General features: G+C 72.6%; 25 protein-coding genes. 13 read left to right on the top strand and 12 right to left on the bottom strand.

Features of this window, described 5'->3' with window-relative positions:
- Positions 1-20: 20 nt before the first annotated feature.
- Entirely contained in the window at positions 21-164 is a 144-nt protein-coding gene (locus tag FHX81_RS40790; protein WP_170232190.1) for a hypothetical protein, read from the top strand.
- A gap of 12 nt (positions 165-176) precedes the next feature.
- Here FHX81_RS40790 and FHX81_RS27620 read toward each other — a convergent pair whose 3' ends face one another.
- Genes FHX81_RS27620 through FHX81_RS27610 form a run of 3 tightly spaced genes read right to left on the bottom strand, consistent with a single transcriptional unit; the run spans position 177 to position 2,135 of the window.
- Positions 177-845: a hypothetical protein gene (locus tag FHX81_RS27620; protein ID WP_141980961.1), complete on the bottom strand. Its 669-nt coding sequence runs from the start codon at positions 843-845 to the stop codon at positions 177-179.
- 10 nt (positions 846-855) lie between these two features.
- On the bottom strand, positions 856-1,053 hold the full coding sequence (locus tag FHX81_RS27615; RefSeq protein WP_141980960.1) for a hypothetical protein: 198 nt from the start codon (positions 1,051-1,053) through the stop codon (positions 856-858).
- Positions 1,053-2,135 (bottom strand): coiled-coil domain-containing protein, encoded by a 1,083-nt coding sequence (locus FHX81_RS27610; protein ID WP_141980959.1) that lies wholly within the window; start codon positions 2,133-2,135, stop codon positions 1,053-1,055. Before FHX81_RS27610 ends, FHX81_RS27615 begins: the two co-directional genes overlap by 1 nt.
- 315 nt (positions 2,136-2,450) lie before the next feature.
- Here FHX81_RS27610 and FHX81_RS27605 point away from each other — a divergent pair, with 315 nt between their 5' ends.
- Together FHX81_RS27605 and FHX81_RS27600 are read left to right on the top strand one after the other, a co-directional pair.
- Complete coding sequence (locus FHX81_RS27605) at positions 2,451-3,197, top strand: class I SAM-dependent methyltransferase (RefSeq protein ID WP_141980958.1); 747 nt, start codon at positions 2,451-2,453, stop codon at positions 3,195-3,197.
- On the top strand, positions 3,194-4,666 hold the full coding sequence (locus tag FHX81_RS27600) for a 1,4-alpha-glucan branching protein domain-containing protein (protein ID WP_141980957.1): 1,473 nt from the start codon (positions 3,194-3,196) through the stop codon (positions 4,664-4,666). Before FHX81_RS27605 ends, FHX81_RS27600 begins: the two co-directional genes overlap by 4 nt.
- Here the strand turns inward: FHX81_RS27600 and FHX81_RS27595 are convergent.
- Positions 4,659-4,886: a hypothetical protein gene (locus tag FHX81_RS27595; protein ID WP_141980956.1), complete on the bottom strand. Its 228-nt coding sequence runs from the start codon at positions 4,884-4,886 to the stop codon at positions 4,659-4,661. The genes FHX81_RS27600 and FHX81_RS27595 overlap by 8 nt on opposite strands.
- Before the next feature lie 63 nt (positions 4,887-4,949).
- Between FHX81_RS27595 and FHX81_RS27590 the strand changes: the two genes are divergently transcribed.
- A complete protein-coding gene (locus FHX81_RS27590) occupies positions 4,950-6,200 on the top strand; it encodes a glycosyltransferase family 4 protein (RefSeq protein ID WP_141980955.1) in 1,251 nt (416 codons plus the stop codon).
- 66 nt (positions 6,201-6,266) lie between these two features.
- On the opposite strand, the gene FHX81_RS27585 is transcribed toward FHX81_RS27590, so the two are convergent.
- A complete protein-coding gene (locus FHX81_RS27585; protein ID WP_246107995.1) occupies positions 6,267-7,205 on the bottom strand; it encodes an NADP-dependent oxidoreductase in 939 nt (312 codons plus the stop codon).
- A 67-nt stretch (positions 7,206-7,272) separates the two neighbouring features.
- Here FHX81_RS27585 and FHX81_RS27580 point away from each other — a divergent pair, with 67 nt between their 5' ends.
- Positions 7,273-7,680, top strand: a complete 408-nt coding sequence (locus tag FHX81_RS27580; RefSeq protein ID WP_141980954.1) for a winged helix-turn-helix transcriptional regulator — start codon at positions 7,273-7,275, stop codon at positions 7,678-7,680.
- Here the strand turns inward: FHX81_RS27580 and FHX81_RS27575 are convergent.
- The gene (locus tag FHX81_RS27575; RefSeq protein WP_141980953.1) at positions 7,677-8,423 is read right to left on the bottom strand and encodes an acyltransferase; all 747 of its coding nucleotides are present in this window, start codon (positions 8,421-8,423) and stop codon (positions 7,677-7,679) included. The two genes, FHX81_RS27580 and FHX81_RS27575, sit on opposite strands and share 4 nt — an antisense overlap.
- A 152-nt stretch (positions 8,424-8,575) precedes the next feature.
- Between FHX81_RS27575 and FHX81_RS27570 the strand changes: the two genes are divergently transcribed.
- Both FHX81_RS27570 and FHX81_RS27565 read left to right on the top strand, forming a co-directional pair.
- A complete protein-coding gene (locus FHX81_RS27570) occupies positions 8,576-9,313 on the top strand; it encodes a hypothetical protein (RefSeq protein WP_141980952.1) in 738 nt (245 codons plus the stop codon).
- A gap of 14 nt (positions 9,314-9,327) precedes the next feature.
- The gene (locus FHX81_RS27565; protein ID WP_141980951.1) at positions 9,328-10,269 is read left to right on the top strand and encodes a nucleoside hydrolase; all 942 of its coding nucleotides are present in this window, start codon (positions 9,328-9,330) and stop codon (positions 10,267-10,269) included.
- Here FHX81_RS27565 and FHX81_RS27560 read toward each other — a convergent pair.
- From FHX81_RS27560 to FHX81_RS27545, 4 genes are read right to left on the bottom strand one after another with little or no spacing between them, the layout of a single operon-like run.
- Positions 10,266-11,417 carry a THUMP-like domain-containing protein gene (locus tag FHX81_RS27560; protein ID WP_141980950.1) on the bottom strand — a complete coding sequence of 384 codons (1,152 nt, stop codon included), beginning with the start codon at positions 11,415-11,417 and terminating at the stop codon, positions 10,266-10,268. The two genes, FHX81_RS27565 and FHX81_RS27560, sit on opposite strands and share 4 nt — an antisense overlap.
- Positions 11,417-12,370, bottom strand: a complete 954-nt coding sequence (locus FHX81_RS27555; protein WP_141980949.1) for a class I SAM-dependent methyltransferase — start codon at positions 12,368-12,370, stop codon at positions 11,417-11,419. Before FHX81_RS27555 ends, FHX81_RS27560 begins: the two co-directional genes overlap by 1 nt.
- Complete coding sequence (locus tag FHX81_RS27550; RefSeq protein WP_141980948.1) at positions 12,360-13,139, bottom strand: enoyl-CoA hydratase/isomerase family protein; 780 nt, start codon at positions 13,137-13,139, stop codon at positions 12,360-12,362. The genes FHX81_RS27555 and FHX81_RS27550 overlap by 11 nt, the downstream gene beginning before the upstream one ends.
- Before the next feature lie 36 nt (positions 13,140-13,175).
- The gene (locus FHX81_RS27545) at positions 13,176-13,952 is read right to left on the bottom strand and encodes an ABC transporter ATP-binding protein (RefSeq protein ID WP_211363855.1); all 777 of its coding nucleotides are present in this window, start codon (positions 13,950-13,952) and stop codon (positions 13,176-13,178) included.
- Positions 13,953-14,127: 175 nt separating this feature from the next.
- Here FHX81_RS27545 and glgX point away from each other — a divergent pair, with 175 nt between their 5' ends.
- The 4 genes from glgX (at position 14,128) to FHX81_RS27525 (ending at position 18,737) form a co-directional block, all read left to right on the top strand.
- Entirely contained in the window at positions 14,128-16,236 is a 2,109-nt protein-coding gene (glgX, locus tag FHX81_RS27540; RefSeq protein WP_141980946.1) for a glycogen debranching protein GlgX, read from the top strand.
- Positions 16,237-16,497: 261 nt separating this feature from the next.
- Positions 16,498-17,076: a cysteine dioxygenase gene (locus tag FHX81_RS27535; RefSeq protein WP_141980945.1), complete on the top strand. Its 579-nt coding sequence runs from the start codon at positions 16,498-16,500 to the stop codon at positions 17,074-17,076.
- On the top strand, positions 17,073-17,459 hold the full coding sequence (locus FHX81_RS27530; protein ID WP_141980944.1) for a rhodanese-like domain-containing protein: 387 nt from the start codon (positions 17,073-17,075) through the stop codon (positions 17,457-17,459). The genes FHX81_RS27535 and FHX81_RS27530 overlap by 4 nt, the downstream gene beginning before the upstream one ends.
- 153 nt (positions 17,460-17,612) lie before the next feature.
- On the top strand, positions 17,613-18,737 hold the full coding sequence (locus FHX81_RS27525; protein WP_141980943.1) for a hypothetical protein: 1,125 nt from the start codon (positions 17,613-17,615) through the stop codon (positions 18,735-18,737).
- A gap of 3 nt (positions 18,738-18,740) precedes the next feature.
- On the opposite strand, the gene FHX81_RS27520 is transcribed toward FHX81_RS27525, so the two are convergent.
- Together FHX81_RS27520 and glgP are read right to left on the bottom strand one after the other, a co-directional pair.
- Positions 18,741-19,238 (bottom strand): hypothetical protein, encoded by a 498-nt coding sequence (locus FHX81_RS27520; protein ID WP_141980942.1) that lies wholly within the window; start codon positions 19,236-19,238, stop codon positions 18,741-18,743.
- 144 nt (positions 19,239-19,382) lie between these two features.
- Complete coding sequence (glgP, locus tag FHX81_RS27515) at positions 19,383-21,953, bottom strand: alpha-glucan family phosphorylase (RefSeq protein WP_141980941.1); 2,571 nt, start codon at positions 21,951-21,953, stop codon at positions 19,383-19,385.
- 472 nt (positions 21,954-22,425) lie between these two features.
- Between glgP and FHX81_RS27510 the strand changes: the two genes are divergently transcribed.
- Positions 22,426-24,402 carry an alpha-1,4-glucan--maltose-1-phosphate maltosyltransferase gene (locus FHX81_RS27510; RefSeq protein WP_141980940.1) on the top strand — a complete coding sequence of 659 codons (1,977 nt, stop codon included), beginning with the start codon at positions 22,426-22,428 and terminating at the stop codon, positions 24,400-24,402.
- A gap of 122 nt (positions 24,403-24,524) precedes the next feature.
- Positions 24,525-26,336 carry a maltose alpha-D-glucosyltransferase gene (treS, locus tag FHX81_RS27505; RefSeq protein ID WP_141980939.1) on the top strand — a complete coding sequence of 604 codons (1,812 nt, stop codon included), beginning with the start codon at positions 24,525-24,527 and terminating at the stop codon, positions 26,334-26,336.
- Positions 26,337-26,341 lie beyond the last annotated feature (5 nt).

Here is a 26,341-nt window from a genome sequence, read left to right as displayed (position 1 = left end):
CGGTAGGGAAGGTGGTGCACATGGCAAATCTGTTCAGCAAGCTCGCCGCGTTCGCCCGCAGTCCGCAGGGCCGCCGGGTCACCGAGCAGGTCAAGCAGGCTGCACGCGATCCCCGCAACAAGGCCAAGGCCCAGCAACTGATGCGCAAGTTCCGCAAGCGCTGACCGCGCTGACGTTCAGCGGCCCGCCACGGGGTGGATCCCCGGCGGGCCGCCTCGAACGCGCGTGCCGCCGCCGGTGACCGGTTCGGCTTCGGGCTGTCCCGGTGTCGGCTCGGGCTGGACCGCTTCCGGCTCGTGCCCGGCCGGTTCTTCCTGCGGCAAGGCCGATCCGGTCGGGTTCACGGGCTCGGCGGGCTCTTCACCCGCGGCCGGGTTTTCGGTTCCGGCGGCCTCCGCTGCCGGTGCGCCGGTGTTCGCACCCCCAGCCACCACGGCGAGCGGCTTCGGTGGAACCGGGCCCTCGGCGATCGCCCCGGCCGCGTCCGCCTCCCCCGCCGGTTCGACGAGCGTCGGGGCGGGGCGGACGACGTGCATGCGGCGCACCGCGTCCTGGCGCACCGGCAGCACCGCGCTCGGCTTCGGGTCCGGCACGACGACCAGGTTCGGGCGGGCCGGGCGCTGGGTCGGCAGCGCGGGCGGCAGGCCCATCACCGGATTGCGGTGGATCGGCTTGGTCGCGTAGTCCTCCGGCGGGAACCTGGGCTCGAACCGGGGCGGCGGAGCCGGGGCCGGTTCAGGTCGGGGATCGGGTGGTGGTTCCCGGCGCAGCATGACCGCCGTCAGCACGCAGCCCGCGGCGAACGACAACGCGCACATCCCGAACACGAACGCCACCCCGGACATCACGCACCCTTCACTTCACCGGCGGGCCGTCGGTGGCCGGCTCGCCGTACCCGGTGGGAAACCCGCCCTCCGGCGCGACCGTCGGCCGAACCGGCACCTTCGTCGGGCGCGTGACCACCGACGCGCCCATGCCCTCCGCGCCCGGTGACGCGCAGCCCGACACCGCCGCCAGCCCCACCACCACCGACAACGCGAGCCGCACCGCCATCAGGCACCGACCCGGTCGTCGGCGTCCACCCGCTCGGCGCCCACCCGCTCGACGCGCACCTGCTCGACGCCGACCGGCTCGCCCTCCACCCGCTCGACGCCCGCGGGTCCGGCGCCCGCCGGGTCGGCGCTCGCCTGCTCGACGGTCGTCTGCTCCGGGATCAGGGTGGGCACGCGGTCGGCCGCCGAGTCCAGCGCGATGCGGGCCGACGCGAGCTGCGCGGCCACCGAGTGCCGCAGTTCCCGCAGGTCGTCGGCCTGCTGCTGGATCTGTTCGATCCGCCGCCGCGCCTCGCGGGCGGCGAGCTTGATCAGGAACGCGGCCCGCGCCTTCGCCAGCTCCTCCTGCTCGGCGAAGTGCTGCTCGGCCTCGTGCCGCCTCCGGTTCATGGTCAGCTCGAAGAAGTTCTGCGCCTTGGCGCGCTTCGCGTCGGAGTCGGCCTCCAGTCGCGCGCACCGCTCGGCGGCCTCCCGGATGACCCGGTCCGCCTCCTGCTCCGCCTGCGCCACCAGGGCGGCGCACTCGGCCTCGACCTGCTCGCCCCGGGCCCGCAGGTGCGCCTCCACCTCGACCTGCCGGCGCTCCAGGTCGACCTCGCGCTGGTCCAGCTCGGCGGCACGGCGGTTGGCCGCCTCCCGCTGGTCGGCCGCGCGCGCGTCGTTCTCGGCCCGGTGCGCGGCCAGCTCCTCCTCCACCTGGCGACGCCGCTCGGCCAGCTCCGCCTCGGTGCGCTCGCGCAACGCCGTGACGTCGTGCTCGGCGCGCAACCGCAGGTCGTTCGCCTCGTCCTCGGCCAGCGTCAGCATCCGGTGCAGGCGCTCGGACGCACCGGAGGTCGAGGCGGGCGACATCTCCATCCGCTCGACGCGGGCACGCGCCTCGTCCAGGTCGCGCCTGGTCATCTCCAGCAGCTTGCGGAGGTCGGCGGCCTGGGCCAGCGCCTCGGCGCGGTCGAGGGACATGTACTTGAGCTGCTCGTCCAGGTTCTCCAGGTGCTCGATCACCTGACGGCGGTGGAAACCCCGGTAGACGACGTCGAAACCCGCGTGCAGCGGAACAATCTCCGGCTCTTTCGCACCCATGGCGGCCCCGCTCGTTCGAAGATTGGCCGAGGATGCCGAGCGTAAGGCACCCGACGGGCCCGTGACCACCCACGACTACCCTGGTGAAACGCGATCGATGCATTGCCCTGGCAGGGCAAACACGTTCAGGGAAGATCCCCGCAACACAGGTGTAGGTCACCCGATGGTGTCATTTTCCGGGGACGCGCACGCCTTTCGACAATGCCGTCGGCAACAAATACCTTCAATCGAGTGGCTGTGTATTCACACGAACCAGTGACCCTCCGACGGCCGGTCGATGGCTACCCGTGAGTAACGAGCAACTAGGCTGACCGCGTGACCGTCGAGCCGCTGCCCCTCACCGGTGAGCGCACCGTGCCCGGGATCGCCGAGGAGAACTACTGGTTCCGGCGGCACGAGGCGGCCTACCTGGACCTGGTCCACCACTGCGCCGGCGCGGTGGTGCTGGAGGCGGGCTGCGGCGAGGGCTACGGGGCGGCGCTGATCGCCGGGCACGCCGCGCGGGTCGTCGCGCTCGACTACGACGAGGCGACCTCGGCGCACGCAAGCCGCGCGTACCCGGAACTGGCGGTGCTGCGCGGCAACCTGGCCTCGCTGCCCCTGCGCGACCGGAGCGTGGACGTGGTGGCGAACCTCCAGGTCATCGAGCACCTCTGGGACCAGGAGGGCTTCCTGGCCGAGTGCGCGCGGGTGCTGCGGCCCGGCGGGCGGCTGCTGGTCACCACACCGAACCGGATCACCTTCTCCCCCGGCCGCGACACGCCCCTCAACCCGTTCCACACCCGCGAGCTGGCGCCCGCCGAGCTGCACGACCTGCTGGTCGGCGCGGGCCTGCTGGTCGAGCTGCTGGCCGGCCTGCGGCACGGTCCGGCGCTGCGGGGGTTGGACGAGCGGTTCGGCGGGTCGATCATCGACGCGCAGGTGGCCGTGGTGGTGGACGGCGGCGAGTGGCCCGACGACCTGCTGACCGCCGTGGCGTCGGTGCGCAGCGAGGACTTCGAGATCACCACCGACGACCTGGACGCGAGCCTGGACCTGGTGGCCGTGGCGGTGCGCCCGTGACGAACGAGGGGACGTTCTGCCTGGTCCTGCACAGCCACCTGCCGTGGCTGGCGCACCACGGCGCCTGGCCGGTCGGCGAGGAGTGGCTGTACCAGGCGTGGGCGCACTCGTACCTGCCGGTGGTCGACCTGCTGGAGCGGTTCGCCGCCGAAGGTCGCGAGGACGTGCTCACGCTGGGCGTCACGCCGATCCTGGCCGCCCAGCTCGACGACCCGTACAGCCTGCGCGGCCTGCACGACTGGCTGGGCAACTGGCAGTTGCGGGCGCACAGCGCGTCGTTCCGCCTGCCCGACCTCGCCGCCCGGGAGCACCGCGCGTCGGCGTGGTCGCTGGACCGGTTCGAGACCCGGTGGCGGCACGGGTTCTCGCCCGTCCTGCGGTCCCTTGTGGACTCCCGGACCGTGGAGCTGCTCGGCGGACCGGCCGCGCACCCGTTCCAGCCGCTGCTCCACCCGCGGCTGCGGGCGTTCTCGCTGCGCGCCGGGCTGGACGACACCGCGTTGCGGATCGGCTCGACGCCCGCGGGCATCTGGGCCCCCGAGTGCGCGTACGCGCCGGGCATGGAGCACGACTACGCGCGGGCCGGCGTGCGGCGGTTCCTGGTGGACGGGCCGTCGCTGCGCGGCGACACCGCAGCGGGCCGGCCGGTCGGCACGTCGGACGTGGTGGCCTTCGGGCGTGACCTGGAGGTGTCGTACCGGGTCTGGTCGCCCAAGGTCGGCTACCCCGGCGACCCCGCGTACCGGGACTTCCACACCTACGACCACCCCAGCGGCCTCAAGCCCTCCCGGGTGACCGGCAAGAAGGTCGAGCCGGCCGACAAGCGGCCCTACGACCCGGACCTGGCGGCCGACGCGGTCCGGCGGCACGCGGCGGACTTCGTCGACACCGTGGTGCGGCGGCTGCGGGCGTTGAAGGAGCAGCACGGCAAGCCGTCTCTCGTGGTCGCCGCGTACGACACCGAGCTGTACGGGCACTGGTGGCACGAGGGCCCGGCGTGGTTGGAAGCGGTGCTGCGCCTGCTGCCCGGGGCGGGGGTGCGGGTGACGACGCTGCGCGGCGCGGTCGAGGCCGGGCACGTGGGCGCGCCGGTCGACGTGCCGCCGTCCTCGTGGGGCTCGGGCAAGGACTGGCAGGTGTGGAACGGCCCGCGGGTGGCCGACATCGTGCAGGGCAACGCGGAGGTGCAGCGGGAGCTGCTCGCGCTGGACGTGTCCGGCGCGGTGCGCGACCCGGTCGCCGACCAGGCCGTGCGCGAGGCGTTGCTGGCGCTGTCCAGCGACTGGGCGTTCATGGTCACCAAGGACTCGGCCGCCGACTACGCCCGCTACCGCGCCGAGGTGCACGCGGACCGGTTCCGCGAGCTCGTCGCGCTGCGCCGGGCCGGGCGCGGGCACGACCGGGCGGCCGAACTGCGCCTGGTCGACGGTCCGTTCGGCCGGCTCGACGCCCGGGGGCTGGCTAGTTGACGCCGCCGCCGGAGAAGTCGCTGCCGTGTTCGCGGCGCGTGATGCCCGCCGAGCCCGGGTTGTCGATCCGGGCCTGCACGACGGGGTCCGCCTGGGAGCGTCCCCTCGTGTCGGCCGGTCGTTCGAGGCCGGCGCGCTTGGCGCGGGCCCTCCGGTCGACCGCGAACCCGACCGCGAGCACCACCGCGACGAACAGGACCGCCCAGACCCAAGGCTGCATGACCGCTCCCCCACTTCCCCCGTGTGATCCCAGGGTAGCGGTGCCGAGATGCGAGGATGGCCCATGCGCGTGCTGATGTTGTCCTGGGAGTACCCGCCGGTCGTCGTCGGCGGGTTGGGCCGGCACGTGCACGCGCTGGCCGCGCACCTGGCGGCGCGGGGCCACGACGTGGTCGTGCTGTGCCGCCAGCCCGCGGGAACGGACGCGATCACGCACCCGACGACGGACACCGAGGTCGACGGCGTGCGGCTGATCCGAGTGGCCGAGGACCCGACGCACCTGGTGTTCGAACGCGACCTCGTGGCGTGGACGCTGGCGATGGGCCACGCGATGACGCGGGCCGGTTCGGCGTTGCTGAGGGACTGGCGGCCCGACGTCGTGCACGCGCACGACTGGCTCGTCACCCACCCCGCGATCGCGCTGGCCGAGCAGTGCGGCGCGCCGCTGGTGGCGACCGTGCACGCGACCGAGGCCGGGCGGCACAGCGGGTGGCTGTCGCAGACGCTGAACCAGCAGGTGCACTCGGTCGAGTGGTGGCTGGCGAACCGGGCGGACGCGCTGATCACGTGCTCGTCGGCGATGCGGCGGGAGGTGGCGCACCTGTTCGAGGTGGAGCCGTCCACCGTGACGGTGCTGCACAACGGCATCGAGCCGCGCCGGTGGCGGGTCCGCTCGTCCGACGTGGCCGCCGCGCGGGCCGCGCACAGCCCGACGGGCGCGCCCTTGCTGCTGTTCTTCGGGCGGCTGGAGTGGGAGAAGGGCGTGCAGGACCTGATCGCCGCCCTGCCCCGGATCCGGCGCGCCCACCCCGGCACGCGGCTGGTGGTGGCCGGCACGGGCACGCACCGGGACTGGCTGGTCGACCAGGCGCGCAAGCACAAGGTGCGCCGGGCGGTGGACTTCGCGGGCCACCTGTCGGACCGCGCGCTGGCGGCGACGTTGGCGGCGGCGGACGCGGTCGTGCTGCCGAGCCGGTACGAGCCGTTCGGCATCGTGGCGCTGGAAGCGGCGGCCGCCGGCACCCCGCTGGTCGCGTCCACCGCGGGCGGGCTGGGCGAGGTGGTGCTGGACGGCGTCACGGGCCTGTCCTTCACCCCCGGCGACGTCGAGGCGCTGACCGGCGCGGTCCGCTCCGTCCTCGACGACCGCCCCGCCGCCGCGCGCCGCGCCCGCGCCGCGAAGTCCCGACTGGCCACCGACTTCGACTGGGCCACGATCGCCGAGGACACCGCCGGGGTCTACCGCTCGGCGACCGTGCGCGACCACCCGCCACTGGGCCGTCCCAAGATCCCGACCGGCAACGCGTTCCTCTAGGCCGTCCGCTCCGCTGCGGCGAGCAGGTCCGCGGACAGCCCGGGGGACGGCCGCAGCCGTGCCCGCTCAGAGGGTCAGCACCAGCTTGCCGGTGGTCCGGTTGGCCTCACCGACCTCGTGGGCCTGCACGGCGTCCGCCAAGGGGAACGTCCCGGCGACGACCGCCCGCAGCTCGCCGCGCTCCACCAGCCCGGCCAGGTGCTCCAGCGCGGCGTGGTCCGGCACCACGGACACGGTCGTGGCGCGCACGCCCAGCGGCTCGGCCTTGGCGATGAGCTCGGGCAGCCGGCCGGGGTCGGGCAGGCCCACGTACACCCCGCCCGGCTTGAGCACCCGCATCGACCGCTCCTCGTACTCACCGCCGACCAGGTCGACCACCACGTCCACGGGGGCCAGCTCGCCGAAGTCCCGCGTCCGGTAGTCGACCAGCTCGTCGGCACCCAGCTCGCGCAGCAGGTCGTGCTTGGCCGCGCTCGCCGTGCCGATCACGTGCGCACCGAGCGACTTCGCCACCTGCACCGCGATGTGCCCGACACCGCCGGCGGCGGCGTGGACCAGCACCCGGTCGCCCGGCTCGACGCGGGCGGCCTCGGTGAGGACCTGCCACGCGGTGAGCGCGGCCAGCGGCAGCGCGGCGGCGTGCACGTGGTCGACGTCGGCGGGCTTGCGGGCGAAGTGGCGGGCGGGCGCGGCGACGTACTCGGCGTACGCGCCGGCCTGGCGCGGCAGGTGGGGCATCCCGAACACCTCGTCGCCGACCCGGAACCGGTTCTCCCCCGCCGGCACGGACGCCACCACACCGGACACGTCCCAGCCGGGCACCCACGGCGTGGTGAACCAGAAGCCGTGACGCCGCACCAGCCAGTCGAACGCGTTCACGCCCGCCGCGCGCACCTCGACCACGATCTCGTCGTGCGCCGGCTCGGGCCGGGCGACCTCTCGGACCTGCATGACCTCCGGCTCGCCGAAGCCCTCGACCACAACCGCTCGCATCTCGTTCGTCATGGTCGAAAGGATCATCCACAATGGTACCCGTTGTGAAGAAGGCACCTTCAAGGTATATAGGTACCTCATGTATACCGTCACTGACCTGCGTTCCCACGGCGGTGCGGACGCCTACCTCCGCAACTGCGCGTCGCGGGCCGTGCTCGACCTGCTGGCCAACAAGTGGGTGTGCCTGGTCGTCGGCGCGCTGCGGCCCGGCACCATGCGCTTCGGCGAGCTGCGCCGCCGCCTCGACGGCATCACCCAGAAGATGCTCACGCAGACCCTGCGCGACCTGGAACGCGCGGGTCTCGTGCACCGCGCCGTCTACCCGAGCGTGCCACCGCGGGTCGAGTACAGCCTCACCCCGCTGGGCGAGGACGTCGGCGGCCTGATGGACGCGATCAGGGCCTGGTCGGAGCACCACATCGACGACATCCGCGCCGCGCAGGAGCAGTACGACCGCAAGGCGGGCGAGGAGCTGCAACCGGTCTAGGAACCGTTGCGGGACCGCTCCAGCGCCTCCTGCGCCTTGCGGGCCATGTCGGCGACGGCGGCGCGGCGCTCGGCGTCGGCCTCGTAGTCGGCGCGGCGGTCCTTGACGACCCGCGCCGGCAGGCCGACCGCGATCTTGAAGTCCGGCACGTCGCCGCGCACCACCGCGTGCGCGCCGATCACGCACCCGCGCCCGATCCGCGTGCCGCGGGTCACCGTGACCTTCGTGCCGAGCCAGCAGTCCGGGCCGATCCGCACCGGCGACTTCACGATGCCCTGGTCCTTGATCGGCAGCGTGACGTCCGCCGTCACGTGGTCGAAGTCGCAGACGTAGACCCAGTCGGCGATCAGCGTGGCCGCGCCGATCTCCACGTCCAGGTAGCAGTTCACCGTGTTGTCCTTGCCGAACACGGCCTTGTCCCCGATCCGCAGCGAGCCCTCGTGGCAGCGGATGGCGTTGCCGTCACCGATGTGCACCCAACGCCCGATCTCCAACCGGCCGTACCCGGGGCGGCAGTGCAGCTCGACCTTCTTGCCCAGGAACACCATGCCGCGCAGCACCACGTGCGGGTTCGCGATCCGGAACTTCAGCAGCCGCCAGTACCGCACCAGGTACCAGGGCGTGTACGCGCGGTGGCGGAGGACCCAGCGCAGCGAGGCGAGCGTGAGGAACCTGGCCTGCGCCGGGTCGCGACGCGACCGGCGCCACCTCGTCCACACCGGGGCACCCCACATGCTCGTCACGAACGGCACTCTAACTCGACCCACCGACCAGTAGAGTTCCACGTCGCCGAGCGCACGACGGGGGGAACCGCTTGCCGCGGAACCGGGTTCGACGACGGCCGGGCGACCGGCGGAGGCTGAGCCGGCTCAGGCCGCCGCCGCACCGCGCACGCGTGCCCGAACCACCGCCGCGCGGTCGGTCGTGGAGCTGGTTCGAGCTGGCCGGGCTGCTGCTCACCGGCATCCCGATCGCCGTGGTGGTGCTGAAGACGCTGCTGTTCGCCGACTTCAACCTCCAGGTCATCCGGGTCGTGGCCCGCGGCATCGACTTCGCCGCGGTCGCGCTCAGCACCTTCGGCCCGACGTTCCTGATGCTGCCGGCGTTCGCGCTCGTCGGGCTGTACGCCGTGGTGCCCGAGACCCGCAAGGGCCGCGTCACCCGGGGCGCGCTGTTCGTCGCGGTCGTCCTGTCCTGCGCCCTGCTCCCCCTGGGCTGGGCGGCGATGACGCTGCTCGGGCTGGTGGGCACCGCGGCGCAGCTGTGGCGGCCGGGGCGGAAGGACGTCGACAACCGCCGCGTGGAGACGGCCATGCTGGTCGTCGCGCTGGTCGTGAGCACGCTCGTGTCCAACTTGTACGCGATGACGTTCTGGTTGCCGACGGAGGTGGTGGAGCGGACCGACGGCACGCGGCTGGTGGGGTACGTGGTCGAGTCCGGCGACCACGACCTGACGTTCATCCACCACGACACCCGCCGGCCGGAGATCCTGCGGCAGGACTCGATCCGCGACCGGGCGCTGTGCTCGCTGGTCGAGGAGGACCTGTTCCGCCGCACGGCGCTGACCCCGGCCTACAAGCTGGCACTGGACCGCGGGCCCAACCCGCCGCTGCTGCCGCTGTGCCGACCGTGATCCAGGATGGTGCCGTGACGACACCGCTGATCATCGACACCGACCCGGGCGTGGACGACGCGTTCGCCCTCGCCCTCGCCGCCGCCAGCCCCGAGGTCGAGCTGATCGGGGTGACCACGGTCTTCGGCAACGTCTCGCTGGAGAACACCACCCGCAACGCCCTGCGGCTGCTGGCGCTGCTCGACCGCGACGACGTGCCGGTGGGCGTGGGCGCGTCCCGGCCGTTGGTCCACCCCCACCCGCACCTGTCCAGCGCGCACGGTTCCGACGGTCTCTCCGGCTTCGCCCACACGCTGCCCGAGCCGACCCGGGACGTGGACGGGCGGGACGCCGTCACGCTGATGCGCGACCTGCTCGAACGAGCCGACCGCCCCGTCACGATCGTCCCCATCGGCCCGCTCACCAACGTCGCGCTGCTGCTCGCCGCCCACCCCGGCCTCAAGCCGAAGATCGGCAGGCTCGTCGTCATGGGCGGCGGCGTGAACGGGGGCAACGTCACGGCCACGGCCGAGTTCAACGTCTGGAGCGACCCCGAGGCCGCCCGCCGCGTGCTGGTCGAGGAGGACGTGCCGACGACCCTGGTGCCGATGGACCTGACCCGCCGGTGCGCGGTGAGCGCCGAGTGGCTGGACGCGCTGGCGCGGACGTCCGGGGCCGCCGCCACGCTGACCGGCCTCACCCCGGACTACCTGGCGACCTACCGCAGGTTCCTCGGCTGGGACGGCATGGCCGTGCACGACGCGGTCGCGGTGGCCGAGGCGGTCCGGCCGGGCATCCTCGCCGCGACGCCCTTCCCGGTGGACGTCGACTGCTCGTCCGGCCCGAACCGGGGCGCGCTCGTGGTCGACCAGCGGCTGGAGGTCGACGCGCCCAAGACCCTGGACATCGCGGTGGACGCCGACCTCGACGGCCTGCGCGCGTTCCTGTTCGAGAGGCTGGCGGGACTGGCGGGCTAGGTGCGCTCGGCGTGCGCCAGCAGGTAGACCGGGCGGCGGCCGATGCGGGTCAGGGCGACGGTCGCCTCGGTGGAGCCGGTCAGCTTCAGCTTCGGCCGCAGCGCGTTCGGGTCCACGTCCAGGCCGCGCACCAGGATCTCCAGCCGGCCCACGTCGTGCGAGCGCAGCACGGACCGCAACGCCTTCTCGCTGTAGTGCCCGTGCTCCACCACCCGGAACGCCCGCACGCCCGGCGGCGGGGTCGGTCCGGTCAGGTAGGCGATCCGCTCGTCGAGCTGCGCCAGGCCGTGCCGGGCCGCGTAGTGCCGCACCAGCCCGGCCCGCACCACCGCGCCGTCCGGGTCGACCAACCACTCGTCCGGCTCGCGCACACCGCAGTCGTCCGGCTCGGCGGAGGTGACGGTCCACGCCGGACCGTCCGACCGCAGCACGGTCGCCCGCCGCGCCACGCCGGGTGTGGCCAGGCCGCGCGTCCACAGGCACGCCTCGCGCACCTGCCCGTCCAGCGACACCAGCTCGACCTCGTCGGCCCACGGCGCGACCGCGAAGTCCACGCCCGGAGCGCACTTCACCGCCAGGTCCCGGTCGGCGTAGGTCGCCGCCAGCTCGTCCAGCGGCGGCGCGAAGTCCGACGGGTGCCACGTGCGCCGCCCGCTCGCGTCCCGCCGGGCCGGGTCGGCGAGCACCGCCGTGCCCCGCGACACCGGCCGCAGCGCGTCGGCCCGCACGAGCGGCACCCCGTCACCCAGGTTGTGCCGCGCCATCGCCAGCCGCACCGGGTCCAGGTCCGACCCGATCGAGCCCTCGGGCAACGCCGCCAGGTCCGCCCCGATGGAGCACGTCACGTCGTGCGCGGGCCCGTGGAACCGGCGCGCCCGGTGCGCCGCGACCGGGTGCGCGGTGGCCTGCTGCACCGCGTCGGAGGTGAACAGCCCGTCGGCGAAACGGACCTTCCCCACCGCCTTGCGCCGCAGCAACACCGTCTCCAGCACGGCCGCGAAGCGCGTCGGCGAGACCTGCTTCGCCCGCTGCACGTCCGACAGCCGCGACGCGGGCGTCAGCGGCAGGTCGGCCAGCGCGGACAACGCGGCGCACCCGGCATCCGACCGCAGGTACGCCACGTCGTCGAGGCTGAACGCGTAAGCCACTAGACCGGCTTGCGGCCCGTCACGGAGACGTTGTAGAACACCTCGCGCGGCAGCACCTTGGCCAGCACGTTCTCGTCCACCCAGGACAGCCGCTGCCAGGTCCGGTAGGCGAACATCGCCCAGCCGAAGCCCAGCTTCTCCCGCGGCACGGCGGCCTCGAACGTGCGCACCGGCCAGCCGAACAACGCCGCCGACAGCTCCTCGGTCACCGCGCGCACGTCGACCGCGCCCGCGCCGCGCGCGGTCCGCTCCAGGTCCGACGGGTCGAACGTGTGCAGGTCCACCACCGCTTCCAGCGCCGCGGCCCGCGAGGACTCGTCCAGCTCCTCCTGCGGCCGGCGCCAGTCGTTCAGCGGGCCCAGCCTGGTGACGTTCGTGGTCAGCCACCAGGTGAGCTGCCCGAGCTTGCGGGCGTAGAAGTTGCCCACGTTCGTCGGGTCGCCCGCGAAGACGAACTTCCCGCCCGGCTTGAGCACCCGCAGCACCTCGCGCATCGCGGCGGGCACGTCCGGGATGTGGTGCAGCACCGCGTGCCCCACCACCAGGTCGAACGTGTCGTCGTCGTACGGGATGCGCTCGGCGTCGGCGACCCGGCCGTCGACCGGCAGCTCGAGCTGCTTCGCGTTGCGCAGCGCCACCTCGACCATGCCCGGCGACAGGTCGGTCACCGACCCGCGCTCGACCACGTCGCCCTGCATCAGGTTGAGCAGGAAGAACCCGGTGCCGCAGCCCAGCTCCAACGCGTGCCCGTACGGCCCGGTGTCGCCCGCGACCGCCCGGAACCGGTCCCTGGCGTAGGTGATGCAGCGCTCGTCGTACGAGATCGACCACTTCTCGTCGTACGTGCCGGCTTCCCAGTCGTGGTAGAGCACGTTCGCGAGCTTGGGGTCGGAGTACGCCGCCTCGATCTCCTCGGCGGTGGCGTGCGGGTTGGGCTTCGGATCAACGGCCACTGAACTTCGCCTTCCCCGGGCCGTTCTCGATGAACGACGCCATGCCGGTCTTCTGGTCCTCGGTGGCGAACATCGCGGCGAAGAGCTGGCTCTCCAGCTTCAGCCCGCTGCCCAGGTCGGTGTCCAGCCCGCCGTCGATCGCGGCCTTCGCGGCGGCGTAGGCGCGCACCGGGCCGTTGACGAACTGCCCGGCCCACCGCTTGGCCGCCTCGTAGACGTCGTCCGGGGCCACGACCTCGTCCACCATCCCGATCCGCAGCGCCTCCTCGGCGCCGACGAACCGGCCGGTGTAGATCAGGTCCTTGGCGCGCGACGGCCCGATCAGCCGCGGCAGGCGCTGCGTGCCACCCATGCCGGGGATGACGCCGAGCAGGATCTCCGGCTGGCCGACCTTGGCGTTGTCGCCCGCGATGCGCCGGTCCGCGCACAGGGCCAGCTCGAACCCGCCGCCCAGGGCGTAGCCGGTGATCGCCGCCACGGTCGGCTTGGGGATCTCCTCGACCGCGCGCAACGCCGAGGTGAACGCGCCCGCGCGGGCCGCCATCTCGGCGTAGGACAGCTCGGCCATCTCCTTGATGTCCGCACCCGCCGCGAACACCTTCGGACCGCCGTACACGATCACCGAGTAGACGTCGGCCCGGTCGGCCGCCTCCAGCGCGGCGGACCGGATCTCCTCCTGGACCTGCCGGTTGAGCGCGTTCATCGGCGGGCGGTCCAACCGGATGGTGCCGATCCCGTCCTCGACTTCGAGCCTCACGAACTCAGCCACAGGTCCTCCTCGACCTCCGTCGGTGCGCCTCGCAGGTTACCCCTCGGTAGTTTTGCGCCGGGCGAAGTACCGGTCACCCGACCGCTGGAGTTCCAGCGGCTGGTCGAAGGTCTTCGACAGGTTCTCCTCGGTCAGCACGTCGTCCAGGAGGCCCTGCGCCACGATGCCGCCGTCACGCAGCAGCAGCGCGTGCGTGAAGCCGGGCGGGATCTCCTCCACGTGGTGCGTGACCAGCACCGTCGCCGGCGCGTCCGGGTCCATCGCGAGCTCCGACAGCCGGGCCACCAGGTCCTCGCGGCCACCCAGGTCCAGGCCGGCCGCGGGCTCGTCGAGCAGCAGCACCTCGGGATCGGTCATCAACGCCCGGGAGATCAGCGTGCGCTTGCGCTCGCCCTCGGACAACGTGCCGTAGGTGCGGTCGGCCAGGTGCTCGATGCCCATCGCGGCCAGCAGCTCCCGGGCGCGGCCGGTGTCGAGCTTGTCGTACTCCTCGCGCCACCGGCCCAGCACCGCGTACCCGGCGCTGACCACCAGGTCGACCACCTTCTCGTCGGGCGGGATGCGCCCGTTCAACGCCGACGAGGACAACCCGATCCGGGGCCTGAGCTCGGCCATGTCGGTCCGGCCGATCCGCTCGCCGAGCAGGTGCACCTTGCCCTTGGTCGGGTGCAGCTCCGCGCCGGCCAGCCTCAGCAGCGTGGTCTTGCCCGCCCCGTTCGGGCCGAGCACGACCCAGCGCTCGTCCAGCTCCACGCTCCAGTCGACGTCGCCGACCAGCGTGGTCTTGCCACGTCGAACCGAAACACCCTGCATGTGGATGACCAGATCTTCGTTTTCCACGCCTGCCCTCGCCCCGTCGATGCACCGCCACCACCATTGTTCTGCACCCCGTCCCGCCCGCGATCCGGTGGGGGGAGGTACGGGCGGGTCGGTGAACCTCAGCGCGCTCATGCCCACACGGGGCGTGTCTGCTGGAAAGATCGGGGACATGGCTGCCGACTCGATCCTGCTCGCGGGCCGACCGTTCCCCCTCGGGGCGCACCCCGAGGCCGGAGGTGTGCGCTTCGCGGTCTCGGCGCCGCCCGCGCACGCCGTGGAAGTGTGCCTGATCAGCGAAGACGGCACGGAGGAGCGGGTGGAGCTGACCGAGCGCACGTTCGGCGTGTGGCACGGGCTGATCTCCGGCGTCACGCCCGGCCAGCGCTACGGCTACCGCGTGCACGGCCCGTACGACCCGTCCCGGGGCCTGCGGTGCAACCCGGCGAAGCTGTTGGTCGACCCGTATGCGACGCGGATCACGGGCGCGTTGACCGACCTCGACGCGGCGCTCGGCTACGTGGACGACCCGATGCTCGGCGGGCCGTCCCCGGTCGACTCGCTGGGCAGCGTGCCGCTGTCCGTGGTCACCTCGCCCGGCGGGCCCGACACGGGCGTGAAGCCCGAGGTGCCGTTCGAGGAGGCGGTGGTCTACGAGCTGCACGTGCGCGGGTTCACCCGGCAGCACCCGGCCGTGCCCGAGCACCAGCGCGGCACCTACCTCGGGCTCGCGCACCCGGCCGTGCTGGAGCACCTGACCCGGCTCGGCGTGACGACGGTGGAGCTGCTGCCCGTGCACGCTTTCGTGGACGAGCCGTCGTTGATCCGGGCCGGCAGGCACAACTACTGGGGCTACTCGCCGCTGAGCTACTTCGCGCCGCACCCCGCCTACGCCAGCGAGCCGGGCCGGGAGGTGGAGGAGTTCCGCACGATGGTGGCCGCGCTGCACAACGCGGACATCGAAGTGATCATCGACGTGGTGTTCAACCACACCTGCGAGGGCGGGCCGGAGGGCCCCACGCTGTCGTACCGGGGCTTCGACGCGCCCGGCTACTACCTGCACATCGACGGCGGAGGCACGCTCGACATCACCGGCTGCGGCAACACCACCGAAGCCGGGTCGCCGCAGTTCGTGCGGCTGGTCACGGACTCGCTGCGCTACTGGGCCACCGAGATGGGCGTGGACGGGTTCCGGTTCGACCTCGCGTCCACGCTGGGCCGGCCCGGCGGCGGCCGGTTCGACCGGGCGTCGGCGATGCTGACCGCGATCACCCAGGACCCGGTGCTGTCGCGGTGCAAGCTCATCGCCGAGCCGTGGGACGCCACCGGCGACGGCTACCGGGTCGGCGACTTCGGCGTGCAGTGGGCGGAGTGGAACGGCCGGTACCGCGACACCGTGCGCGACTTCTGGCGCGGCATGACCAGCGTGCGCGACCTGGCGTACCGGCTGTCCGGGTCGTCCGACCTGTACGCCGACGACCTGCGGCGACCGTGGCAGTCGGTCAACTTCGTCACCGCGCACGACGGGTTCACGCTGCGCGACCTCGTCTCCTACAACGAGAAGCACAACCTGGCCAACGGCGAGGACAACCGGGACGGTACCAACGACAACCGGTCGTGGAACTGCGGTGCGGAGGGCGAGACCGACGACCCCGAGGTGCTCGCGCTGCGCGCCCGGCAGGCGCGCAACCTGTTCGCCACCCTGATGCTGTCCACGGGCACGCCGATGCTCACCGCGGGTGACGAGCAGTGGCGCACCCAGGGCGGCAACAACAACGCGTACTGCCTGGACGACGAGACGTCGTGGGTGGACTGGGAGCTCGGCGCCGAGGGTGAGGCGATGCTGGCGTTCGCCCGGCGCGTGATCGCGGTGCGGCGCGCGTCACCGGCGTTGCGGCAGCCGCAGTTCTTCGACGGCCGCACCACGTCGTCCGGCGCGCCGGACCTGGTGTGGTTCCGGCCGGACGGCGAGGAGATGGCCGAGACGGACTGGTTCGACGACGGCAGGCGGTTCCTCGGCATGTGGATCGACGGGTCGAACAGCCTGTCCCGCACGCGTGACGGCGAGCTGGTGTCGGACGACTCGTGGCTGCTGCTCGTGCAGGCGGGGGCTGACCCGATCGAGGTCACCCTGCCGGGGCCCGAGTACGGCGGGCGGTACGAGCCGACGATCGACTCGACCGCGGCCGACGGCTCGCCGGTGCTCGCGGAGAGCCTCGCGGCGGGCGCGACCGTCGTGCTGGAGGGCCGCTCGCTGCTGCTGCTCCGCGTGCCCAACTGACGTGCCCCGGTGCCCGACAGTCTCCGGGTCCGAGGCAATCCTGCCTGGTGGGAGGCCCGGACGCGGGTCACCGATCCGTGGCACGATGCGGGCGTGGCCCGCCCGTTGCTGACCTGGTGCGACCGCACGATCGACCTCCTGCTGGTGGCGTCGTGCGGGTGTAGCCGGACGCGACGCGGCCGGTCCCGCTCCCGCGGCTGACCCCGCGTCGCGTCTTGATCGCTACCCCGCCCGACCTCGTAGCCATCAGGAGCGACTTCCGTGACCGCGACGATCGCGCGCGCCGACCTGCACCCGAAGCTGGACGTGCGGTTCCTGCGCGACATCATCCACCCCGAACGCGACCTCTGGACGCCGCGCGAGCTGCGCGAGCTGACCTCCACCGTCGCCTCCGAGCTGACCACCCCGTTGCTGGACGTCCTGCGGTTCGACCCGGACCGGCGCTGGTGGGCGCGGCTCGGGCTGACCGAGGGCGTCGAGCTGTGGTTGCTGAGCTGGCTGCCGGGCCAGGGCACCGAGCCGCACGACCACGGCGGCGCGGCGGGCTCGTTCACCGTGCTGACCGGTGAGCTGTCGGAGGACTACCGCTACCCCGGTGGGCCGGTCCGCAGCGCGCTGCGACCCGTGGGCAGCGCTTTGGGGTTCGGCGCCGGACGGGCGCACCGGATGGTCAACCGCGGCACCGTGGGTGCGGCGAGCGTGCACGCCTACTCGCCGCCGCTGGTGCCGACCCGGGAATATCCGAGCCTCGCCGACATCCCGCCGGAGATCCAGCCGTTGCCCGCCCAGCGGCTGCCGTTGGAGCAGCTGCGCGTTCTGGCCGACCAGGAGGGCCCGTGAGTGCCGAGGAGCTGTTGGAGGAGGCGCGGCGGTCGTTGCGCCGCGTGACGCCGGAGGAGCTGGCCGGGCTGTCGGACGTGCTGGTGGTCGACATCCGGCCGCACCACAACCGCGCGGAGGAGGGCGAGGTGCCCGGGTCGATCCCGGTGGAGCGCATCGTGCTGGAGTGGCGGCTGGACCCGGACGGCGAGCACCGCATCCCCGGCTTCACCGCCGACACGACCGTGGTCGTGCTGTGCAACGAGGGCTACGCCTCCAGCCTGGCCGCGCGCGACCTGCAACGCGTGGGTCTGCCCCGGGCGACCGACCTGGTCGGCGGCTTCCGCGCCTACGCCGCCTCGGGCCTGCCCGTGCGCCCCGGCGCCACCCAAGCCGTGACCTGAGCGTTGAACTCGGGGTACCTGAGCGTTCGACACTCGGTACCTGAGCGTTCGACACTCGCGTGTGTCGAACGCTCAAGTCCCGAGTGTCGAACGTTCGGGACCCGTGAGTTCGACGTTCGGGAACCGCGGGGGTGGCGGTAGCGTCTCGGGATCGTGTGGAAAGTGCTGACCGGGTCGGCCCTGGTCGTCCTCGTGGTCTGGCGGCCGGGCGTCGCGTCGTTCGGTGGCGCCGCGTTCGGGACGTGGGCCGCGCACGCGGTGCTGCAGCTCGGGTTGCTGGCGGGCGCGCTGGTGTTCCGGGTGCGCGTGTCGCTGGTCGAGATCGGGGTCGGCGGCGAGGTGCGCACGTGGACGAAGCCGCACCTGCGCGTGGTGTGGCGGACGATCCCGCTGCTGCTGTCCCTCGGTCTCACGTCGGTCAAGGCGCCGGTCCGGCGTCGGCTGGCGCTGACCGGCCTCACGTCCGCGGTGCTGACCGCGGCGCTGCTGGCGGTGGTCTGGCTCGGCGCGCTGGCCTGGTCGGACACCGACCGGCCGTTCCTGCGCGGTGTCGCGGTCGCGGGCACGGCGGTGCTGCTCAACGGCCTGTGGCCGCGCCGCGGCGCGGGCACCACGTCACCGGGCTGGTTCCTGTTCGCCCTGCCCCGCCTGACCGGCCGCACGGCCGCCGAGTACGAGGCGACGCCCCTGGTCAACGAGGTCAGCGACGCCCTGGAGACCGGTGACCTCGACCGGGCCGAGGCCATCGCCGACGAGCTGGTCGCCCGCCACCCCACGCTGCTGGTCGCCATCGGCGCGCGCACCGCCGTGCTGACCATGCGCGCGAAGTACGGCGAGGCGCTGCACGCGGTCAGCAACCTGATGGGCCGCACGGACCTGGAGCAGCGGGACATGGCGTTCGTGCTCGCCGCGATGGCGAGCTCCACCGCCAACGCCGTCGAAGGCGGCCAACTGCCCGCGGACGTCGGCGTGCCCGCGGCCAAGCGCGCGGCGGACGGCGCGATGCGGTTCGGCTACCCGCGCTACCGCTGCACGGGCACGTTGGCGCAGCTCGCCCTGATTGAGGACGACCACGCCGGCGCCCTCGCCCTGGCCCGGCAGGCCAAGGCGACCAGCGAGTCCGCGCTGGCCCGTGCCGACGCGCTGGCCACGATCGCCCGCGCCCAGATGGCCGCCGGCGACAACGCGGCGGCCCGCGTCACGCTCGTCGAGGCGCAGCGACTCGCCGGCTGGATGCCCCGCGTCGCGGAGACCACCGCCCGCCTCGACATCTCCTGAGCGCTACGCCGGCATGGTCGGCATGCCGTCGGGCGGCACGGGCAGGCCGCACGTGGGCACCGCCTCGCCCACGACCTTCAGCCACCCCTGCACCTCGCCGCGCAGCTTGCCCGGGTCCGGGGCCACGGCACCGGGCACGACCTTGCTCAACACGCTGAACAGCCCGGCGAACACCGCCATGGCCTGGGACAGGCACAGCTCCGGCCCGTGGAACCGGGACTGCGCCGGAGCCGTCATCGGCGGCGTGGGCAGGCACTTCGACGCCGTCATCGCCACCAGCACCCGGAGCGTGTCGCCCAGCGGCACGGCCGCCTTGTCCGGTGTGGGCGGGTTCGCGGCCAACGGCTCGATGACCTTCTTCAGCGTGTCCGCGAGCTGCGTCACCAGTCCCGCGCACGCGGCGGGAGGTTCCGCCGACTGCCGTCGCGCCGACGCGGCCGGGGTGACGGCCACGGCGAGCAGGACGGCGAGCACCGTGCCGATCGTCGCGATTTTCCTCACGCCGCAAGGGTAAGCGCGAACCCGCCGCCACCTCGCGGCGAAGCAGGCCGGTTCACCCGACCGTAGAAATCCCGTGCGGAAGCGTGAAAACCACCGGGACCAGATGACCGCCGGTCACACCGACGGTCATCTGATCGGGCGATGTCACCTCGCCAGCACGACCCGGCCGAGTTCCGCCGGTGACGCGAGCAGGTCGTGCCGCGGCAGCACGCGCACGGTGTAGCCGACCGCGCCCGCGTGCGGCAGCGGCACCTCGATCTCGTAGTTGCCGTTGCCCGCGTAACGCATGCCGTGCGTGACCACGTCGTACAGCTCGTCGGAGTCGCCGACCCGGCCGAGCGCCACCTGCACGTCCACTTCGGACGGTTCCAGGCCGGCCAGCTCGATCCGGGCCCGCACGCCGACCGGCGCGCCGAGCTGCGGCGTGGCCGACCCGTTCAGCGACATCTCCGAGTCCAGCACCCGCACCCGCGTCCACGACGCCCGCAGGCGCTGCCGGTACGCGGCCAGCTCCTTCGCGCCGCGGAACCCCTCGCCGACCACCGAGCCGGCCGACGACGCGGCGGGCGCGTACAGCTTCTCCACGTACTCGCGCACCATCCGGGACGCCTGCACGGCCGGGCCGAGCGACGCCAGCGTGTGCCGCACCATGGCCAGCCAGCGGGTCGGCACGCCGTCCTCGCCCCGGTCGTAGAACAGCGGCGCGACCTGGCTGCCGAGCAGGTCGTAGAGCGCGGCGGCCTCCAGGTCGTCGCGCCGGGTCGGGTCGGTGACGCCGTCGGCGGTCGGGATGGCCCAGCCGTTGCTGCCGTCGTACAGCTCGTCCCACCAGCCGTCGCGGATCGACAGGTTCAGCCCGCCGTTGAGCGCGGACTTCATGCCGGACGTGCCGCAGGCCTCCAGCGGGCGCATCGGGTTGTTCAGCCACACGTCGCAGCCCCAGTACAGGTACCGGGCCATGGACATGTCGTAGTCGGGCAGGAACACGATCCGGTGCCGCACGCCCGCGTCGTCGGCGAACCGCACGATCTGCTGGATCAACGCCTTGCCGCCGTCGTCGGCCGGGTGCGACTTGCCCGCCACGACGAGCTGCACGGGCCGTTCGGGGTGCAGCAGCAGGGCGCGCAGCCGGTCCGCGTCGCGCAGCATCAGCGTCAGCCGCTTGTAGGTCGGCACGCGGCGGGCGAAGCCGACGGTCAGCACGTCCGGGTCGAACACCGAGTCGGTCCAGCCCAGCTCCAGCGCCGACGCGCCGCGCTGCAACCAGGACGCGCGGGTGCGGCGGCGGACCTCGTGCACGAGCTTGCCGCGCAGGTCGTTGCGCAGCTCCCACAGCCGCTGGTCGGTGACGGGCTCGAACCCGCGCAGGCCGACGCCGGAGTCCTCCGCGTCGCCGACCAGGCGGCTCATCTCGGTGGCCGCCCAGGTGGGGCCGTGCACGCCGTTGGTGACCGAGCCGATCGGCACCTCCGAGGCGTCGAAGCCCGGCCACAGGCCGCGGAACATGTCGCGGCTGACGGTGCCGTGCAGCTTGGAGACGCCGTTCGCGCGCTGGGCGAGCCGCAGACCCATGTGCGCCATGTTGAACAGGCCGGGGTTGTCCTCGGCGCCCAGCGCGAGGATGCGCTGGGTGTTCACGCCCGGCAGCAGGGACTCCGAGCCGAAGTAGTGCTGCACGAGGTCGACGGGGAACCGGTCGATGCCCGCCGGGACGGGCGTGTGCGTGGTGAACACGGTGCCCGCGCGGACCGCGGCCAGCGCCTGGTCGAAGTCCAGGCCCTCGCCCGTGACCAGCTCGCGGATGCGCTCCAGGCCCAGGAAGCCCGCGTGGCCCTCGTTGGTGTGGAACACCTCGGGCGAGGGGTGGCCGGTCAGCTCGCAGTACGTGCGCACGGCCCGGACGCCGCCGACGCCCGCCAGGATCTCCTGCCGGATGCGGTGGTCCTGGTCGCCGCCGTAGAGGCGGTCGGTGACGCCGCGCAGGTCGTCGTCGTTCTCCTCCACGTCGGAGTCGAGCAGCAGCAACGGGATGCGGCCGACCTGGGCCTTCCACACCTTGGCGCGCAGCACCCGGTCGCCGGGCATGGCGACGTGCACCAGGATCGGCGCGCCGGAGGGCTCGGTGAGCAGCTCCAGCGGCAGGCCGCGCGGGTCGAGCACCGGGTAGTGCTCGATCTGCCAGCCGTCCAGCGACAGCGCCTGGCGGAAGTAGCCGGACCGGTAGAGCAGGCCGACGGCGATCAGCGGCACGCCGAGGTCGGAGGCGGCCTTGAGGTGGTCGCCCGCCAGCACGCCGAGGCCGCCGGAGTAGTTCGGCAGGGCCTCGGTGACGCCGAACTCCATCGAGAAGTAGGCGATCGCGTTCGGCAGCGGGTGCGGGTCGTGCCGGCCGTGCTCGCGGCGCTGCGCGATCTCGTCCTGGCGGCGCTGGAACCAGCGCGGCCCGGTGGTGTAGCGGTGCAGGTCGTCGGCCAGGGCGCGGGCGTGGGCGAGGAACTGCTCGTCGCGGGAGAGGGCTTCGAGGCGGTCGGGCGCGACCACGGACAGCAGGCGCAACGGGTCGCCGCTCTCGGCCCACAGCTCGGGGTCGACCGACGCGAACAGGTCCTGGGTGGGCTGGTGCCACGTCCAGCGCAGGTTCGTGGCGAGGGTGCCCAGGGCCGCCAACGGCTCGGGCAGACTGGCTCGGACGGTGAACCGGCGAAGTGCTCGCATGGCGTCGGACCTTATCCCCCATCCAGCGGTGCGGAGCAACGGTCACCCGAACCGATGCAGGGACCGATACAGCTCCACCAGGCCAAACGGTGCGCTGCAAGTTATTTCGCGCACACCGCGCAAGTGGTGACGCGGTCACGGCGGTGATCGATCCGGCTTGCTCCGAACGGCGGCTCGGCCGCGGCCCGGACAGCCGGCGGCCCGCCTCGTCCGCGGCGGCGACGGCTCCCGGACACCGTTCGAGTGATCACTGGACCGATCGTGTGATCACGTTACGCCCGATGGAGGACGGCGTGGCGTCGGCGCCGACACGAGATTGTGATCTTCCATGGCGAATCGGAACCACCGTCAAGTGTGCAATCCAACCAGAAGGGGTAGGAACAGCAGGTACGGGTCCCGGTGGCGGTTGGTCCGATCGCTGCGGGCAGACTTGCACGCGCAAGCGTCACACCAGGTGAGAGGGGCGCTGCCGATGAGCGGACGACTCGGAATCGACGATGTCTCCCCGACCGTGAGCGGCGGTCGCTACCCGGCGAAGGCCGTGGTCGGCGAACACGTCCCGGTCGAGGCCACGGTGTGGCGCGAGGGCCACGACGCCGTGGCCGCCACGGTGGCGTGGCGGGGGCCGAACGACCGGGTCGCCAGACAGACGCGGATGGTGCCGCAGGGTGTCGGCCTGGACCGCTGGGCCGCCACGATCGTGCCGGACGCCGAGGGCGCGTGGACGTTCCGCGTGGACGCCTGGAGCGACCCGTGGGCCACCTGGCAGCACGCCGTCGAGGTCAAGATCGCCGCCGGGCAGAGCGCCCACGAGCTGGAGAACGACCTGGAGACCGGCGCGCGCCTGCTCGACCGCGTCAGCCGCCGCCCCGACCGGCGCCGGGAGAAGCCGCTGCTGGTCAACGCGGCCACCGCGCTGCGCGACGAGCACCGGCCCCTCGCCGAGCGGGTCGCACCCGCCCTGGCGGGCGACGTCCGCCAGGTCATGCACGACCACCCGGTCCGCGAGCTCGTCACCAAGGGCAAGCCGCAGAAGGTGTGGGTCGACCGCAAGCGGGCGGCGTTCGGGTCCTGGTACGAGTTCTTCCCCCGCAGCACGGGCGGCGTGGACGAGTCGGGCGTCCCGGTGCACGGCACGTTCGTGACCGCCGCCAAGGAGCTGGACCGCATCGCGGCCATGGGCTTCGACGTCGCCTACCTGCCCCCGATCCACCCGATCGGGCGGGTGAACCGCAAGGGCCCGAACAACACGCTCACCGCCACCGAGGACGACCCGGGCTCGACCTGGGCCATCGGCGCGGACGAGGGCGGGCACGACGCGATCCACCCCGAGCTGGGCACGATCGAGGACTTCGACGCGTTCGTGGCCCGCGCCCGCGAGCTGAACATCGAGGTGGCGCTGGACCTGGCGCTGCAGTGCGCCCCCGACCACCCGTGGGTGCTGAAGAACCCCGAGTGGTTCACCACCCGGCCGGACGGCTCGATCGCCTACGCGGAGAACCCGCCGAAGAAGTACCAGGACATCTACCCGGTCAACTTCGACAACGACCCGCAGGGCATCTACAACGAGGTGCTGCGCGTCGTGCTGCACTGGGTCGACCACGGGGTGCGGATCTTCCGGGTCGACAACCCGCACACCAAGCCGCCGGACTTCTGGGCGTGGCTGATCTGGGCGGTCAAGGACCGGCACCCGGACGTGCTGTTCCTGTCCGAGGCGTTCACCCGCCCGGCCCGCCTGTACGGCCTGGCCAAGCTCGGCTTCACGCAGAGCTACACCTACTTCACCTGGCGCACGACCAAGGAGGAGCTGACCGAGTTCGGCGACGAGCTGGTCGAGCACTGGGACGAAGCGCGGCCCAACCTGTTCGTCAACACCCCGGACATCCTGCACGAATCGCTGCAGCACGGCGGTCCGGGCATGTTCGCGCTGCGCGCGGCGCTGGCGGCGACGATGGCGCCGACCTGGGGTGTGTACTCGGGCTACGAGCTGTTCGAGCACGAGGCCGTCCGACCGGGCAGCGAGGAGTACCTGAACTCGGAGAAGTACCAGCTCCGCCCCCGCGACTACGCGGCGGCGGTGGCCGAGGGACGGTCGCTGGAACCGTGGTTGCGCAAGCTGAACGCGATCCGCCGGGCGCACCCGGCGTTGCAGCAGATGCGAACACTCCGGTTCCACCACGTCGACAACCCCGCGTTGATCGCCTACTCCAAGCAGGACCCCGGCACCGGCGACACGGTCGTCGTCGTGGTCAACCTGGACCCGCACAACGCGCAGGACGGCACCGTCTGGCTGGACCTGCCCGCGCTCGGCGCCGACTGGCACGAGCGGCTGATCGCCCACGACGAGGTCTCCGGTGAGACCTGGGACTGGGGCCAGGCCAACTACGTCCGCCTGGAACCCTGGCGCGCCCCGGCGCACATCGTGGGCGTGCAGCGCAGGTTCTCCTAAGCGGGTCCAGCAGCCAGTCGAAGAACCCAGCCCGGTCCCCTTTACCGAGTCCCCGTGCCCGCCGAAGAGCACGAGGGACGATCGAACGCACCCCCAATGAGGTGGGACGAGGTGGAGCACACATGCAAGAAGAGGCCCGACCCGACGCCGCGCTGGTAGGCCTGGAGAACGTGCCGCACACCGGCGAGGCCATCGGCGCCGACGGCCTGCTGGTGGAGCCGCAGGCCGAGGACTTCCGGTCGGCCAAGCTGGTGCCGCGGGACCCGAGCTGGTTCAAGGGCGCGGTGTTCTACGAGGTGCTGGTGCGCGCGTTCAGCGACTCCAACGGTGACGGCACCGGCGACCTGCGGGGGCTCGCGTCCCGGTTGGACTACCTGGAGTGGCTCGGCGTCGACTGCCTGTGGCTGCCGCCGTTCTACGCCTCGCCGCTGCGCGACGGCGGGTACGACATCTCCGACTTCCGCGCGGTGCTGCCGGAGTTCGGTTCGGTCGAGGACTTCGTGTACCTGCTGGACGAGGCGCACCGCCGCGGCATCCGGGTGATCACCGACCTGGTGCTCAACCACACCAGCGACGCCCACCCGTGGTTCCAGCAGTCCCGGACGGACCCCGACGGCCCGTACGGCGACTACTACGTCTGGAGCGACGACGACTCGAAGTACGCCGACGCGCGGATCATCTTCGTCGACACCGAGTCGTCCAACTGGACCTACGACCCGGTGCGCGGCCAGTTCTACTGGCACCGGTTCTTCTCCCACCAGCCGGACCTGAACTACGAGAACCCGCACGTCCAGGAGGCCATGCTGGACACCCTGCGGTTCTGGCTCGACCTGGGCATCGACGGGTTCCGGCTCGACGCCGTGCCGTACCTGTTCGAGCAGGAGGGCACGAACTGCGAGAACCTGCCGCGCACGCACGACTTCCTCAAGCGCTGCCGCAAGGTCGTGGACGACGAGTACCCCGGCCGGGTGCTGCTGGCCGAGGCCAACCAGTGGCCGTCGGACGTGGTCGAGTACTTCGGCGACCCCGACGTCGGCGGCGACGAGTGCCACATGGCGTTCCACTTCCCGCTGATGCCGCGCATCTTCATGGCCGTGCGGCGCGAGTCGCGGTTCCCGATCTCGGAGATCCTGGCGCAGACGCCGGAGATCCCGTCGGGCGCGCAGTGGGGCATCTTCCTGCGCAACCACGACGAGTTGACGCTGGAGATGGTCACCGACGAAGAGCGCGACTACATGTACGCGGAGTACGCCAAGGACCCGCGGATGAAGGCGAACATCGGCATCCGGCGACGCCTGGCCCCGCTGCTGGAGAACGACCGCAACCAGCAGGAGCTGTTCACCGCGATGCTGCTGTCGCTGCCCGGCTCGCCCGTCCTCTACTACGGTGACGAGATCGGCATGGGCGACAACATCTGGCTGGGCGACCGCGACGCGGTGCGCACGCCCATGCAGTGGACCCCGGACCGCAACGCGGGGTTCTCCAGCTGCGACCCGGGCCGGATCTACCTGCCGGTGATCATGGACCCGGTGTACGGCTACCAGGGCCTCAACGTCGAGGCACAGTTGAACAACCAGTCGTCGCTGCTGCACTGGACGCGGCGGATGATCGAGGTGCGCAAGCAGCACCACGCGTTCGCGGAGGGCGACTTCACCGACCTGGGCGGCTCGAACCCGAGCGTGCTGGCCTACCGGCGGCGGTGGCGGCGGCCCGACGGACACGAGGACGTCGTGCTGTGCGTGAACAACCTGTCGCGGTTCCCGCAGCCGGTCGAACTCGATCTGTCGGAGCACCACGGCAGCAGGCCGGTGGAGCTGACCGGCGGCGTGGTCTTCCCCACCGTGGGCGACCTGCCCTACCTGCTGACCCTGCCCGGTCACGGCTTCTACTGGTTCCAGCTCGTGGAAGCCGGCGACGACAGCGAGCCGAGGTGATGGAC

The sequence above is a fragment of the Saccharothrix saharensis genome (assembly GCF_006716745.1).
Taxonomy (GTDB): Bacteria; Actinomycetota; Actinomycetes; order Mycobacteriales; family Pseudonocardiaceae; genus Actinosynnema; species Actinosynnema saharense.
The sequence above is the reverse complement of the archived record's forward strand: the minus strand, read 5'-3'. Positions and strand labels throughout refer to the sequence as shown.

Coding starts and splice junctions, on each gene's coding strand:
- FHX81_RS40790 (WP_170232190.1), top strand. CDS start 21: ATGGCAAATCTGTTCAGCAAGCTCGCCGCGTTCGCCCGCAGTCCGCAG.
- FHX81_RS27620 (WP_141980961.1), bottom strand. CDS start 845: ATGTCCGGGGTGGCGTTCGTGTTCGGGATGTGCGCGTTGTCGTTCGCC.
- FHX81_RS27615 (WP_141980960.1), bottom strand. CDS start 1,053: ATGGCGGTGCGGCTCGCGTTGTCGGTGGTGGTGGGGCTGGCGGCGGTG.
- FHX81_RS27610 (WP_141980959.1), bottom strand. CDS start 2,135: ATGGGTGCGAAAGAGCCGGAGATTGTTCCGCTGCACGCGGGTTTCGAC.
- FHX81_RS27595 (WP_141980956.1), bottom strand. CDS start 4,886: ATGCAGCCTTGGGTCTGGGCGGTCCTGTTCGTCGCGGTGGTGCTCGCG.
- FHX81_RS27590 (WP_141980955.1), top strand. CDS start 4,950: ATGCGCGTGCTGATGTTGTCCTGGGAGTACCCGCCGGTCGTCGTCGGC.
- FHX81_RS27585 (WP_246107995.1), bottom strand. CDS start 7,205: ATGACGAACGAGATGCGAGCGGTTGTGGTCGAGGGCTTCGGCGAGCCG.
- FHX81_RS27580 (WP_141980954.1), top strand. CDS start 7,273: ATGTATACCGTCACTGACCTGCGTTCCCACGGCGGTGCGGACGCCTAC.
- FHX81_RS27545 (WP_211363855.1), bottom strand. CDS start 13,952: ATGCAGGGTGTTTCGGTTCGACGTGGCAAGACCACGCTGGTCGGCGAC.
- glgX (WP_141980946.1), top strand. CDS start 14,128: ATGGCTGCCGACTCGATCCTGCTCGCGGGCCGACCGTTCCCCCTCGGG.
- glgP (WP_141980941.1), bottom strand. CDS start 21,953: ATGCGAGCACTTCGCCGGTTCACCGTCCGAGCCAGTCTGCCCGAGCCG.
- FHX81_RS27510 (WP_141980940.1), top strand. CDS start 22,426: ATGAGCGGACGACTCGGAATCGACGATGTCTCCCCGACCGTGAGCGGC.
- treS (WP_141980939.1), top strand. CDS start 24,525: ATGCAAGAAGAGGCCCGACCCGACGCCGCGCTGGTAGGCCTGGAGAAC.